Annotated in this window: 13 protein-coding genes; 11 read left to right on the top strand and 2 right to left on the bottom strand. The window is 66.8% G+C overall.

All coding sequences use genetic code 11. The annotated features are described in order from the left end of the window. Nucleotides 1-82 precede the first annotated feature (82 nt). From EAH76_RS02860 to EAH76_RS02810, 11 genes are all read left to right on the top strand, one after another. Nucleotides 83-475 (top strand): DUF4402 domain-containing protein, encoded by a 393-nt coding sequence (locus tag EAH76_RS02860; protein ID WP_161988950.1) that lies wholly within the window; start codon nt 83-85, stop codon nt 473-475. A 127-nt stretch (nt 476-602) separates the two neighbouring features. Beyond that, nucleotides 603-1,100 carry a DUF4402 domain-containing protein gene (locus EAH76_RS02855; RefSeq protein ID WP_140847799.1) on the top strand — a complete coding sequence of 166 codons (498 nt, stop codon included), beginning with the start codon at nt 603-605 and terminating at the stop codon, nt 1,098-1,100. 162 nt (nt 1,101-1,262) lie between these two features. Next, the gene (locus EAH76_RS02850) at nt 1,263-1,748 is read left to right on the top strand and encodes a DUF4402 domain-containing protein (protein ID WP_140847794.1); all 486 of its coding nucleotides are present in this window, start codon (nt 1,263-1,265) and stop codon (nt 1,746-1,748) included. A 313-nt stretch (nt 1,749-2,061) separates the two neighbouring features. After that, complete coding sequence (locus EAH76_RS02845; protein WP_241659512.1) at nt 2,062-2,589, top strand: DUF4402 domain-containing protein; 528 nt, start codon at nt 2,062-2,064, stop codon at nt 2,587-2,589. Between the two features lie 82 nt (nt 2,590-2,671). Beyond that, nucleotides 2,672-3,160 carry a DUF4402 domain-containing protein gene (locus EAH76_RS02840; protein ID WP_140847791.1) on the top strand — a complete coding sequence of 163 codons (489 nt, stop codon included), beginning with the start codon at nt 2,672-2,674 and terminating at the stop codon, nt 3,158-3,160. 109 nt (nt 3,161-3,269) lie between these two features. After that, nucleotides 3,270-4,094 carry a fimbrial biogenesis chaperone gene (locus tag EAH76_RS02835; RefSeq protein WP_241659511.1) on the top strand — a complete coding sequence of 275 codons (825 nt, stop codon included), beginning with the start codon at nt 3,270-3,272 and terminating at the stop codon, nt 4,092-4,094. Nucleotides 4,095-4,123: 29 nt separating this feature from the next. Next, complete coding sequence (locus EAH76_RS02830) at nt 4,124-6,460, top strand: carboxypeptidase regulatory-like domain-containing protein (RefSeq protein ID WP_140847789.1); 2,337 nt, start codon at nt 4,124-4,126, stop codon at nt 6,458-6,460. Further along, nucleotides 6,397-6,765: a carboxypeptidase-like regulatory domain-containing protein gene (locus tag EAH76_RS02825; protein WP_140847786.1), complete on the top strand. Its 369-nt coding sequence runs from the start codon at nt 6,397-6,399 to the stop codon at nt 6,763-6,765. Before EAH76_RS02830 ends, EAH76_RS02825 begins: the two co-directional genes overlap by 64 nt. A gap of 388 nt (nt 6,766-7,153) precedes the next feature. After that, the gene (locus EAH76_RS02820; protein ID WP_206667831.1) at nt 7,154-7,444 is read left to right on the top strand and encodes a DUF485 domain-containing protein; all 291 of its coding nucleotides are present in this window, start codon (nt 7,154-7,156) and stop codon (nt 7,442-7,444) included. After that, a complete protein-coding gene (locus tag EAH76_RS02815; RefSeq protein ID WP_140847781.1) occupies nt 7,441-9,144 on the top strand; it encodes a cation acetate symporter in 1,704 nt (567 codons plus the stop codon). Before EAH76_RS02820 ends, EAH76_RS02815 begins: the two co-directional genes overlap by 4 nt. A gap of 367 nt (nt 9,145-9,511) precedes the next feature. Next, a complete protein-coding gene (locus tag EAH76_RS02810) occupies nt 9,512-11,146 on the top strand; it encodes a Na+/H+ antiporter (RefSeq protein WP_194150932.1) in 1,635 nt (544 codons plus the stop codon). Between the two features lie 417 nt (nt 11,147-11,563). Here the strand turns inward: EAH76_RS02810 and EAH76_RS02805 are convergent, their stop codons facing one another. Together EAH76_RS02805 and EAH76_RS02800 are read right to left on the bottom strand one after the other, a co-directional pair. Beyond that, on the bottom strand, nt 11,564-11,911 hold the full coding sequence (locus EAH76_RS02805; protein WP_140847778.1) for a hypothetical protein: 348 nt from the start codon (nt 11,909-11,911) through the stop codon (nt 11,564-11,566). A 13-nt stretch (nt 11,912-11,924) separates the two neighbouring features. Further along, on the bottom strand, nt 11,925-13,319 hold the full coding sequence (locus tag EAH76_RS02800; RefSeq protein ID WP_170207997.1) for a L,D-transpeptidase family protein: 1,395 nt from the start codon (nt 13,317-13,319) through the stop codon (nt 11,925-11,927). Nucleotides 13,320-13,482 lie beyond the last annotated feature (163 nt).

Here is a 13,482-nt window from a genome sequence, read left to right as displayed (position 1 = left end):
GTGTGTCGGCGCGGCAACCGTTCTTTGCGCCCTGCTCGCATCGACGAGCGCCTCGGCAACCGCGGTCGCGGGTGCTGCATCGGTGACGATCGTCGCGCCGGTGATCGCGCGGGAGGAGGCGCCGCTCGCCTTCGGTAGCATCGATTCGTCCAGCTCGGGCGTCGTGTTGACGGTCAATCCTGACGGCACGACGCGGTGCAGCCGCGCCGCATCGTGCACGGGACGCGCGTCCCCGGCGATCTTCGCGCTCACGGGCACGGCGGGCGAGCGCGTCGGCGTGACGGTGACCGACCATGCCACGCTCAGCTCCGCCGCAGGCGATTCGCTGCAGGTCGCGCTGACGCTTGGCAGCCCGCAGCTCGACCTGATTGCGGGCAAGGCGCGGGTCGCGATCGGCGGGGAAATTATCGTTCCGGCCGGGCAGGCGCCCGGGGGATATCACGGTGCATTCCACGTAGACGTTGATTATCAGTAGGTTGCGGCTGTGATCCGGAGTGGTGGTTAATCGCGTCTTCGCCATGCTCGCGAAGCGTTTCGGCAGGTTTGCGTGCCATTTTCAGGACACCGGTCAATCCAGACCGGCATGTTCTGGGGCAAAGATCATGACATTTTTCTCGACCAAGCGGCTCGGTGCGTTCGGCGCCGTTCTGACCCTTCTTGCCGTCTCGCCGTCTTATGCGTCGACCGGCAATGGCGACGCGAGCGTGAAGATCCTTCGCGCGATTACCGTCACCAAGTCGGCCGACCTCTATTTCGGGAAGATCCTCCCATCCGCGAGTGCGGCCACGGTTGCGGTAGCCGAAAGCGGCGCGCGCACATGCGGCGCTGGCCTTGGTTGCTATGACACCGCCAGCTCGGGCGCGTTCCACGTTGTCGGGACCAATGGCGAAGTCGTCAGCGTCAGCCTCGACAGTACCACCGCGACGCTATCGGATGGTGCCTCGCACGCGATGACGGTCGATCTCGGGACCTCGACGTCATCGCTGACGCTGGCGGGCGGTGCAGGCGACTTCAGCGTCGCGGGCACGCTCAACGTCGGCGCAAACCAGGTCGATGGCACGTACACCGGCCAATATTCCGTGTCGGTGAACTACCAGTAACGCTTGCGGTGCGTCGCAAAGGGTCGGTGATGTCGCGGACGTCACTGGCCCTTTTCGCGTGCCCGGCGTCGCGCGGACAGCGCCGCGGCAACGGCTTGTTTACCATAGCGGGGGCATTGCGGGGCAGCGCTTGCGGACGGCGAGCGATGTCTGGGGCGTGTCGTGAAGCTATTCCCGCATCTTCTTGCCGGCGTCACCGCCGTATCGATGGCGAGCGGCGTTTCGGCGGCGCCCGGGGCGGCTAGGGCAAGCGTCCAGATTCTCCGCCCCGTCGCGGTGACCAAGACAGCTGATCTAATGTTCGGCACCGTACTACCCGCAACGAGCACGGCTACCGTCGCAATACGGCAGGATGGCGTGCGCACCTGCGGATCACCGTTGCGGTGCTACGGCACGCCGAGCGCCGGCCGTTTTCACGTCGTCGGCGTCAGCGGGCAGATCGTTTGCATCAGTCTCGCCACAACGCGGGTGACCTTAACCGATGGCGCGGCGCACACGATGACCGCCAATCTCAGCCTTTCCACGTCGTCGCTGGCGCTTGCCGGCGGGAGTGGCGATTTCGGCATTGCCGGCGTGCTGAGCGTCAAGGCGAACCAGGCCGAGGGCGCCTATGCCGGGCAATATGTCGTCTCGGTCGATTATCAATAACCCGATTTTGCCAGGACCTCCGCGCGCGCCGAGACGCGGCTTGCGCGTCCCCGCGTTGCATGGCCATGCGGCGCCGAGCCCTGGGGCGGGCGCTTTAATCTCTCGGTAAGACTTCGCGTGTAGGGATTAGTACGTAGCGGCGCTTAAAGCGCGCTTCATGTGGCGCAGCGCCGGCGGTCCAGCCCCAGAGACCGCCGCTGCGCGCCGCGACAGAGATGTGCGATGCGGACCCGTTAGGATGCTTAACGGACGGGTTACCACGTGCGGCAACCATTTTTTTGCGCTTGCCCGCTCATAGCTCCGACACCGGCCAATGACGGTCGGCATGTTCTGGGGCAAGATCATGATCCTTCTTTCGAAAAAGACGATCGGCGCAATTGGCGCAATCCTGGCGGTTGCGACGGTGTCGCCCGCGTACGCCGCAGCGGGTAACGGTACTGCGAGCGTAAAAATCCTCCGCGCGATCACCGTGACCAAATCCTCCGACCTGTATTTCGGCAAGATTCTCCCGTCGGCAAGCGCATCGACCGTAGCCGTCGCCGAAAGCGGGGCACGCACGTGCGGTTCTGGCCTTGGCTGTTACGACACCGCGACCTCGGGCGGCTTCCATGTCGTCGGCACCACCGGCGAAGTCGTCAGTGTCAGCCTCGACAGCGCGACGGCAACGCTGTCGGACGGTGCCTCGCACTCGATGACGGTCAATCTGGCGACCTCGACCACGGCGTTGACGCTGACCGGTGGCGCTGGCGACTTCAAGGTCGCAGGTACGCTGAACGTCGGCGCGAGCCAGGCGGACGGCACCTATACCGGCCAATATTCGGTCTCGGTCAACTATCAGTAAGCCGACCGACCTCCCCGATTGCGCCGGGGCCGCCGCTCGAGTGGTGGCCCGGCGCGGCCGGGGGCGCGGTGGCCAATCCGCCATGCGAAACCTCGCACACTCTCCCTTCCCGGTCCGCCGCGGCGTGTGGCTGACCGCCTTCGCGTGTCTGCTGTGGGGAGCCCCCGCGCTAGCATCGAACCCGCATGGTGCGCCAAGCGTCGAGATGCTGCGCGAAATCGATTTCGGCACGCTCGCATTGGGGGGCAATGGTGGGCAAATCACGGTCAGCCCGAACGGCGCTTTGTCGTGCTCGGGCGGGCTGCAATGCCTTGGTGGGCAAAGCGCGGGCGCATTTGCGATCACCGGGGCGAAGGACGAGATCGTCTCGATCATCGTCTCCCCCGCTATGCTCGACGACGGGAAGGGGCACAGGCTGCGGGCCGTGTTCACACCATCGGACCGCACGATGGTGCTGCGCCCGGGCAATGCGAAGAACCCGTTCACCATGGGGGGGACGCTGACCGCGTCGGGCGCCTTGGTCGAGGGGAGCTATAGCGGCACGTTCGACGTGATCGTCGAGTATCAGTAAAACTACTTAACGCGCATTTGCCATCTCTCAGCGCCATCAGCGCTACGCCTCGCACCCGATGAGAAGCCCCGTTCCTCGGCGCTTCGTCCAGTGTGAGGCTTGAAAAGACATGCTCAGGAATCTTGCGGCGATCGCCGCCGCGGTGCTTTTCTCGATCGCGCAGCCCGTGATCGCCAGCGACCTGCTGGTCGCGCCGACGCGCATCGTACTCGATGGCAATTCGGGCGGCGAAGTGATGGTCAGCAACACCGGCGACAAGACCACCACCTACCGCATTTCGCTCGTGCTGCGCCGGATGGACGCGACCGGGCAGATCAACCCGCTCGACGAGGCGCTCGCGACGCCGTCCGATGCCGCCGCGCTCGACATCATCAATTACGCACCGCGCAAGATCACGCTGGCGCCGCAGCAGCCGCAGACGGTGCGGATCGGCGTGCGCGCGCCGCCGTCGCTCGCGCCGGGCGAATATCGCGCGCATCTGCTGTTCCGCGCGGTGCCCGACGCAGCGACGATCGATGCGCCTGCGCCCGACGCGCCCAAGCCGGGCCAGCCGCAAGGCATGTCGATCGCGCTGACGCCGATCTACGGCATCGCGATCCCGGTGATCGTCCGCATCGGTGCGATCGAGGGCAAGGCGGTGCTCGCCAATGCGCATCTGACGCCGGTCGCCGATGGCGCGCGTGTGACCGTCACGCTCCAGCGCAGCGGCAACCGCTCGGTTTATGGCACGCTCGACGTCCTGGCGCAGGGTTCCAGCACGCCGATTTCGACCGTGAAGGGGCTCGCCGCCTATACCGAGGTCGCGAGCCGCGACGTGTCGGTGACGATCGCGCGCGACAAGCTGCCGGCCGGGCCACTGGTGGTGCGCTTCACCGAGACCGATCCCGCGGGCGGGGGCGCGGTGGTCGAGGCCAAGGTCGCGCGGGGCGCGTGATCCGGGGCTGACGGCCGCGCGGCGTTTTCGTGTCGTACCGGGTCCAGCTTCGCGCCTTCGCCGCCGCGCTGCTGCTCGTACTCGGGGCGATCGCAGCGCCGGCCGCGGATGCGCAGCTGAAGACCGATCCTGACGATGCCTTGTTGTTCAGCGTCCAGCTCGGCAGCGCGCCGGTCGGCAGCAGCGTGCGCGCGTTCAACACCAAGGCGGGCGTGTGTCTTGACCTGCAGGACACGATCGACGCGCTGCAGATCGCGATCAGTGTCGATGCCAAGGCCGGCACCGCGAGCGGCTGGGCGTTCCAGGAAAGCCGCCGCATCGCGATCGACCGCCCCCGGCGACAGGCCGAATTCGGTGGGCAACGCGCCCCGCTGACCTACGAGACGATCTGGGACAGCCGGTCGGGCTGGTGCGTGCGCGCGGTCGACCTCGGCAAATGGCTTGGCGTCGACTTCGACGTCGACATCACCAACGCGGTCCTCGGGGTCAGCTCGAAGGGTGCGCTGCCGATCGAGGCGGCGATCCGACGCGCGGCGCTCGCCAGCCGGCTGCAGCAGGCGCCGGCTGGCCCGGCGACGCCGTTGCCGCGCATTTCGCTCCCGTATCGCGCGTGGCGCGCGCCTTGGATCGACGTCAATTTCGGGCTCTCGGCGGAACGTTCGTCCGCCCGTTCGGTACAGACGACGCCGGGCTACGAGATTTTCGCGGCGGGCGAGCTCGCTTTTTTCTCCACCGACATGCGGCTTGTCTCGACGCATGATCTCAAGCCCGATGCGCTCCGCGTGCGACTGTACCGCGCCGATCCCGATGGCGGGCTGCTCGCGCCCATGCGCGCGACGCAAGTGGCGCTGGGCGACGTTGTCGGGTTCAGCACGCCACTCGTTGCGCAAGGCGCTTTCGGCCGTGGCGCCGCGCTCACCAACCGCCCGCTCGAGCGCGCGAACGATTTCGACATGATCGACTTCACCGGCACCGTGCCGGTGGGGTGGGATGTCGAGCTATATCGCAACGCCGAACTGATCGGCGCCGCGAAGGCGGGCTCGGACGGGCGCTATCTCTTCCGCAAGATCGCGCTGCGCTTCGGGCCCAACATTTTCGAGATCGTATCCTACGGCCCTCAGGGTCAGGTGCGGCGAGAGACCAAGGTCTACAACATCGCCCAGCAGGCCGTCCCGCCCGGCCAGACATGGTGGTGGGCCGATGCGGTGCAGCAAGGGCGCGATCTCATCGAGTTCGGTGCGCCCGTTGCCGGTATCGCGCGTCAGATGGGCTGGCGCCAAGACGTCGGGTTCGAGCATGGGCTTGGCCGCGGCTTCTCCGGCGGTGCGGCGGTCCATCGGTTGGGCGATACGGATGGACCGGCGGTGTTCGTCGACGGCACGCTGCGCGGCGGCGTCGGCCCGATGCTCGCGCAAATCGATGTGGCGCATGCGCGTGGCGGGGGGACCGCCGCCAGGATCGGTGTGCTCGGCCATGCGCTTGGGGCGAGCTTCTCGCTCGAGGGCCTGCGCAATGCAGGATTGCAGTCGCAACAGGTGTCCGCCGATCTCACCTCGCGAATCCGCATTGCAGTCGACAAGCCGGCGCGGGTGGCGGGCTTGATCCTGCCGGTCCATTTCGACCTCGCCACTATCCGCACCACCGGGGGCACCGCGATCGAGGCCAATTCGCGAATCTCGGCGGCGATGGCGGGTTTCTCGGCGAGCGTGACCGGGGGCTGGCAGATGCTGTCGCCGCGCAATGGGCAAGCGGCCAGCGCGGGCAGCATCGGCCTGCTGTTCAACACGCGCGTTCGCGGCGTGCGGCTGCGCGGGGAAGCGCAGTGGGCGGTCACATCGAAGATTTCGCTCGCCACCGTGCAAGTCGCGGCGAACTGGAGCGCGGGGCGATCCTCCGCGCTCGAGGCCGCCGCGTCCTACGCCCCGAATGCGCGCGCGCTGCGCATCAGCGGCGGGTATACGCGCGATTTCAGCCGCTTCGCGCTGACGGTGGGCGGCGACATGGATACGAGCGGTCATGCCGCGCTGCGCTTCAACGTGCTGACCAGCTTCGGCGCCGGGACAGGGTGGGGCGCATCACCTCCAAGCCCCAGGCGGCGTCGGGCGGCCTCGCCGTCACGCTGTTTCGCGACGACGATGGCGACGGCAAGCGTGCGCCGGGCGAGGCGTTGGTGCCCGGCGGCATCCAGGTCGATGGCACGCCGGTTCTGCTGCGCGCGGCGGAGAAGGCGCGGACAGACCCGCGCGTCGTCGGATCGCTTGATCCGGCGGTGCCGGTCAAGATCTCGGTCGACGCGGCGAGTTTGGCCGATCCGTTCGACGTTCCGGCGACCGACGGCGTCATGGTCCTGCCGCGCGCGGGGATGACAACGCCGGTCGAACTCGGCATCGTCGGGACGGGGTCGATCGAAGGCAAGATGACCGGGGCGGGCGGCGCATTGGCCGGCGAATTGGTCGAACTCGTCGATTCAAAAGAGGCCGTCATCGCCAAGGTTCGGTCCGAGTTTGACGGCTACTTCATATTCGAGCGCATACGCTATGGCCGGTACCGATTGCGCCTATCGGGCGCGAGCGCGGTGTCGGAGGCCGACGTGGAACTCACCGCCAACCGGCCGTCATCGCGCGTCACCTTGGGCGCCACGGCCTTGGCCATGGCGTCACACGCCCGATAATCAGGAAAAGCGGGATGACCCTAGCGGGGCTTGGGAGAATTCGCTGTACGGGGGATGACGTGAATCCCGTTTTCAGGCTGCTAATACCTTAGCGTATTGTCCTCTGCGATTGTCGGGCGCCGCCAAAACTGGCTGCGCTTTGACGCAGTGAGCTGAACATATGTTCGCTATCCGAGGAAAAGCCTGAGCCGTTCAAGGGCGGAAACGGCGGGGCGTAGCTGCCGCAGAAATCGGATGAATGCATGCCTGAAGTGGGGAAGCGAAAGACGGGGCGGCGCATAGCCATGACATTTTGTTGGTCGATACGCCGGCGATGCGTTGCCAAGTGCTGCATCCTTGCCGATGATATGAAATGCAGACTTCAGACCAATCCGTAAGCGCGGTGGAAATGCGGATCGCTTCCGATCCCCGCTATGCCGCGTTGGTGCGCGACCGCCAGCGCTTTTCGTGGACGCTGACCGCGATCACCGTGCTCGTCTACAGCGGCTTCATTTCGCTCGTCGCCTTCGACAAGCCGCTGATGGCGCAGCCGATCGGCGGTGGCACGATCAGCCTTGCGGTGATCCTCGGCGCGGCGATGCTGCTCGGGACGGTCGCGATCTGCGCGGTCTATGTCCGGCGCGCGAACGGCGAATATGATGCACGGCTTGCCGAACTGCTCGCGAGCACGCGCGCGTGACGCGCAGCCTCTGGCAGACCGCCGGCCTCCTTGCTCTGCTCGGCTGGGCGACCGGAGCGAATGCGGCGATTGCCGGCGCGATCCAGCGTCAGCCGACAAACTGGACCGCGATCCTGATGTTCGCGGGGTTCGTCGCGATCACGCTGTTCATCACCGGAGCGGCCGCCCGACGAACGCGAACCGTCTCGGATTTCTATACCGGCGGCGGCATCACCGGGTTTCAGAATGGTCTCGCGATGGCGGGGGACTATTGCTCGGCCGCCTCTTTCCTCGGCATCACCTCGCAGATCTTCAACGACGGCTATGACGGATTGATCTACGCGATCGGATTCTTGGTAGGGTGGCCGATCGTGCTGTTTCTCGTTGCCGAGAAATTGCGGAACCTCGGCCAGTTCACCTTCGCCGACGTCGCGTCCTATCGCTTCCTGCAAGGGCCGGTCCGCAGCTTTGCGGCGGTCAGCACGCTGCTCGTCGTCTCTTTCTATCTGATCGCGCAGATGGTCGGGGCGGGGCAACTCGTCCAGCTGCTGTTCGGCCTTCCGTATCTCTATGCGATCACCGTCGTCGGCGGGTTGATGATGATCTACGTCCTGTTCGGCGGCATGCGCGCGACGTCGTGGGTGCAGATCATCAAGGCGGTGATGCTCCTGTGCGGCGCCACTTTCCTGGTGCTGGGCGTAATGCTGCATGTCGGTTTCTCGTTCGAAACACTGTTCGCGCGGGCCGTCGCGGTGAAGACCAGGCTGGCGCTCGAAAGCGGTCTCTCGCCCAGCGATGCCGCCGCGAAGGGCCGTGCGATCATGGGGCCTGGCGGGTTCATCAAGGATCCGATCTCGGCGCTGTCGTTCGGTTTTGCACTGATGCTCGGCACGGCCGGTCTGCCGCATATCCTGATGCGCTTCTTCACCGTCCCGGATGCGCGCGAGGCGCGGAAATCGATCATGTGGGCGACGGTGTGGATCGGCTATTTCTACGCCTTGACCTTTATCCTCGGCTTCGGCGCGATCGTGATGATCTCGTTCAACCCAGATTATGTCGGCGTGGGCGGCGCGTTGCGCGGCGGCAACAACATGGCGGTGATGCATCTGGCGCATGCGATCGGCGGCAATTTGTTCCTGGGCTTCATCTCGGCGGTGGCGTTCGCGACGATCCTCGCCGTCGTCGCGGGGCTGACGCTCTCCGCGGCGTCCGCGATCTCGCACGACATCTATGCAAGCGTGATCCGCAAAGGCGCCGCCGATCCGATCAAGGAGCTCCGCGTGTCGCGGATCACCACGATCCTGCTCGGCATATCGGCGATCATCCTCGGCGTGGTGTTCGAGAAGCAGAATGTCGCTTTCATGGTCAGCCTTGCCTTCGCGCTTGCCGCGTCGGGCAATTTCCCGGTGCTGGTGATGTCGTTGCTGTGGAAGGGCTGCACCACCAACGGCGCGGCCTGGGGCGGCGCGATCGGGCTGCTGGCGGCCTTTGGCCTGACCGTGCTGTCGCCCGTCATCTGGGTGGCGGTGTTCGGCTTCGCACATGCCATATTCCCGTACAGCTCCCCGGCGCTGTTCTCGGTGCCGGCCGGGTTCGCGGCGATCTGGCTGATCTCGATGCTCGACCGATCCCCCCGCGCGGCGATCGACAAAGCGGGATATGCAAGCCAGCGACTGCGCTCCGAAACGGGGATCGGCGTCCATGACTCGGTTGCCCATTGAACCGGCCGCATAGTCGATGTGGATGGCGGTCCGCTCCTGTGCGCTGACCTCCCAGCGGGCGCGCGATGAACACGCGGCTGTAGTCGGGAGGCGCCAAAGATCGTCTGAGCGGCGGAATGTGCGGCGTCGCTGCCACTGAGGTCCTTTTGACCGGCGCCCCGGAGGGGGCGGGAATTAGGGAATGGTTCGCTTTTCAAATTCTCCAGCGAGGAACGTGCGCAAGGCTCACTCGACCTGGAGGTGGCGACTTTGCCAGCATGATCCGCTAGTCGGGCGTCCCCAATATGCCCGCCAACCCGTCTCGGCCTAAGAGCAAAGGACGTGCTACACGCCCTGCCGTGGCGGTGGGCCATACAGGAGCGCAGGCTTGGAATCCGTATCGATTGTGTTGGTCTTGTTGCTGGCGGTCGTCGTCAGTGGCGCCGTCTCGCGGATGCTGCCGGTGGCGGTGCCGACGCCGCTGGTGCAGATCGCGCTGGGGTTCGTCGTGGGGCTCGCCACGCATTTGCGCGTCGCGCTCGATCCCGAGCTGTTCATGCTGCTGTTCCTGCCGCCGCTGCTGTTTCTCGATGGCTGGCGCATCCCCAAGGACGCGCTGTTCAAGGATCTGTCGACCGTCTTCGAGTTGGCGCTGGGCCTGGTCCTGCTGACCGTTGTCGGCATGGGGTTCCTGATCCACTGGATGATTCCGGCGATGCCGCTTGCCGTCGCCTTCGCGCTGGCGGCGGTCATCTCGCCGACCGACCCGATCGCGGTGTCGGCGATCGCCGCGCGCGTGCCGATCCCCAAGCGGATGATGCACATTCTCGAAGGCGAGTCGCTGCTCAACGACGCATCGGGCCTGGTGTGCCTGCGCGTCGCGATCGCGGCGGCGCTGACGGGCAGCTTCTCGGCGACCGGGGCGGCGTTGAACTTCCTCTGGATGGCGGGGGCGGGGATCTTCGTCGGCGTCGCGCTGACGCTCGCGGTGACGCGCACCAAGGCGTGGGTGTCGCGGCGCTTCGGCGAGGAGACGGGCTCGCAGATCCTGATCAGCGTGCTGATCCCGTTCGGCGCCTATCTGATCGCCGAGCATGTCCATGCGTCGGGCATCCTCGCGGCGGTCGCGGCGGGCGTGACGATGAGCTTCGCCGAGATTTCTCGGCAAGCGCTGGCGGTCACGCGGATGCGGCGCAACTCGGTGTGGGACACGATCCAGTTCGCGGCCAACGGCATGATCTTCGTGCTGCTCGGCGAGCAATTGCCCGAGATCCTGTCGGGGCTCGACCAGACCGTCGCGCTGACCGGCCATGCCAGTCCGTGGTGGCTGGCCCTGTACGTCGCGGCGATCATGGCGGGGCTTGCCGCGTTGCGCTTCGGCTGGGTGTGGGTGTCGTTCCGGATCACGCTGCTCCGCCGCGCGCCGGGACGCGAGACTGGCTCGAGCCCACCGTGGCGGCTGGTCGCCGCCATGTCGTTCGCCGGGGTGCGCGGTGCGATCACGCTCGCGGGCGTGCTGACGCTGCCGATGGTGATGGGCAACGGTACGCCCTTCCCGGGACGCGAGCTCGCGATCTTTCTGGCGACCGGCGTCATCCTGAGCTCGCTCGTCCTGGCGAGCATCGGCCTGCCGCTCCTGCTGCGGGGACTGACCATGCCGCCCGAGCCTTCGCAACAGGCCGCGGAGGACATGGCGCGCGTCGCCGCCGCGGAAGCCGCGATCAAGACGATCGAGCGCGTGCAGCATGCGCTTGCCGAAGGACGCAACGACGCGGACGTCTACGCCGCTGCCGGCGCGCGCATCATGGACGGCTATCGCGAGCGGATCGAGGGCCTCAGCGCGGGTAGCGACGCCAGCCAGGTGGCGCGCGCGAACGAAGGGATCGAGCGCGAGCTTCGACTTGCCGCGGTCCGCGCCGAGCGTGCGGAGATCATGGCGATCGCCCGCGAGCGCGGCCTAGGCAGCGAGCTTGCGGCCAGACTGGTGCGCGAGCTGGACCTGCTCGAGGTACGCTACCGGTAGCGTGGCTCCGCGTGCGGGGGGGCGACACGGGCCGGCACGCCTGGAGTCGCCCGTTTTCAGTATTATGCTCGCGCTCAGGTCGAGCACGCGACCGGGATGTGGGCGCCAGCGATCGATGATCCAGGGCCCGAGCGCACGCCGGCCAGAATCGCGGGCTGCGACCGTTCGGACGCGTAGACCAAGGCCGCCGGGCGGCCGACCGGGGACTGCGCACCGACCGACGAAGTGCCGCCATGCCCGTCGATCGCGGCGTGATTGTCTCTGCCGTCATTGGCGACTTCGATCGCACCAACCCTAGCATAATCGGTCGCTGGCGGAAGCCCGGCAGGCGCCGCGGATGACGTTTGGTGACTGGCCCGCCGCCCTATAGTGAGGTTCAGTCCCCCAGTTCAGCTGATCGGCACATCGCCACCCGTGCTAGTTGTTCTCGGTCTGCTCAGCCGGAGCGGCCTGGTTTGTCTGATCGCCGCGCGTCGTGCGTGCCGTCATGCCGGTGGCGGAGGCGTCGTCCATCAACTGTTCGTCTGGCGCCGCCGCGGGCGCCTTTTCCGGCACCGCAGCCGTCGTGTTGGTATCGGCGGTCGGGGTCGGTTCGGGGTCGGGCGCGCGGGTCTCTGGCGCCACCGGCGTGACTTCGTCGGTCGGTTCGGTGCGCGTATCGAAATAGTTGTCGCCGTGCGACGGCGCCTCGCTCGATTGCGAGCAAGCGCCGAGGCCGGCGATCAGCAGCAGCGCCGTGAAGGCGAGCGGGAATTTGTAGGTCATCGTCGTCATCTCCTCAGCGCGCCGCAAGCGCCTGCCGCGCGGACCGTGCCGCAATCTTGGTCGCCAGCGCTCCGTCCCACGCATAGGGGTCATTGCGGAAACTGACCTGACCGTTCGCGGTCGCAAACGCCGTCCAGTACAGCAGATAGACCGCAACGGGCGCCGCCAGCTTCGCGCGCACCGTCTTGCCTTCGGACACCGTCGCATCGATCGTGTCCGCGGGCCATTCGGGCGTGGCGTCGAGCAGCCGCTTCGCGAGGTCACCGGGCTTTTCGAGCCGGACGCAGCCATGGCTCGCCAAACGATCGAAGCGCGCGAACCCTGCCTGGGCGGGCGTGTCGTGCAAATAGACGGCGAACGGGTTGGCGAAATCGAACTTGTACTTGCCCAGCGCACTATGGTCGGAGGCCTGCTGAAGCCGCTTGCCGCCGTCGCCGGTATCGATCACCCGGAATCCGTTGCGCGCGAAATAGCCGGGGTGCGCCTTCTCCTTGGGCCACAGCTCGCGCGCCGCGATCGTCGATGGCACGTTCCATGGCGGATTGAGCACGATGCTGTGGATCTGCGAGGTCAGCATCGGCGTCTCGGCGCCGGGGCGCCCGGTCACCGCCTTCATCGACATGACCGGCACGTCGCCGTCGAACAGCGTCAGCACGGCCGCGGCGATGTTCACCTGGACGCGGTTCTTCTCGAGTTCGGGCGGCAGCCAGCGCCAGCGTTCCATGTTGGCCTTGATCTGGCGAAGCCGCGCATCGACCGGCACGTTGAGCGCGGCGAGCGTCTGCGCGGCGGCGATCCCCGTCGGATTGAGCCCGTAGCGCCGTTGCGCGCGACGGACGGCCTCGACGAGCGCGGCGTCGAAGCGATCTCCCGACGGCGTCACTTGCGGATCTTCGAGCGCGAGGCGCTGACGCAGCGCGGAAACGCGCGCGCCGGTGTTGCCGAGCGTCAGGTCGGCGCCTGCGGTGAGCGACTCCCAGCCACCCGCCGCCGCGATCGCCCGATACCGCGCAAGCGCGGTGACCAGCGCATCATAGCCTGCGTAAGGCGGTGGCAGCGACGCGATCCAGGCGGCCAGACGGTCGTGCTCGACCGCGTCCTTGAAGGCCGGCAGCGGGTCGTATGCCGCAGGGCGCATCGCCCAGTTGCGATCGAAATCGGCTTCCGCAAGCCGCCCGGCATGAACGGCATGGGCATGATCCAGCGCGGCTCGGACAAGGCTGTCATTGTCGAGGGTCTCGCCCGACTCCGTGTCGGCGAGACCCTGCGCCACGATGTCTTTACGCAGCAGAAGCGCGAGCGCGTTGGCTTGGGCCGGGCTCAGGTGCGGCAACGGGGCGGACGGCACTGGCTGGACGATCGGCGCAGGCATCGGCAGATCGGTGGCCGGTGGCGCATCCTGCGCCATGGCGGGCGGTGCAACGAACAGGGCCGCCAAAGCGAGGCAGCGCGTCGCGCTCGATGTGTGGCGGTACAATAGACGGGTCTTGCGATGGGGCTGTATCATGAGCGCTGCCCTACACCCCGTCGCCGCCGACTGCATCGGTTATCTGGGGTTTTTATCGTCGTGA

The organism is Sphingomonas glacialis, from assembly GCF_006439055.1.
In the GTDB taxonomy this organism is placed as follows: Bacteria; Pseudomonadota; Alphaproteobacteria; order Sphingomonadales; family Sphingomonadaceae; genus Sphingomonas; species Sphingomonas glacialis_A.
This window is presented reverse-complemented; position numbering and strand designations above follow the sequence as displayed.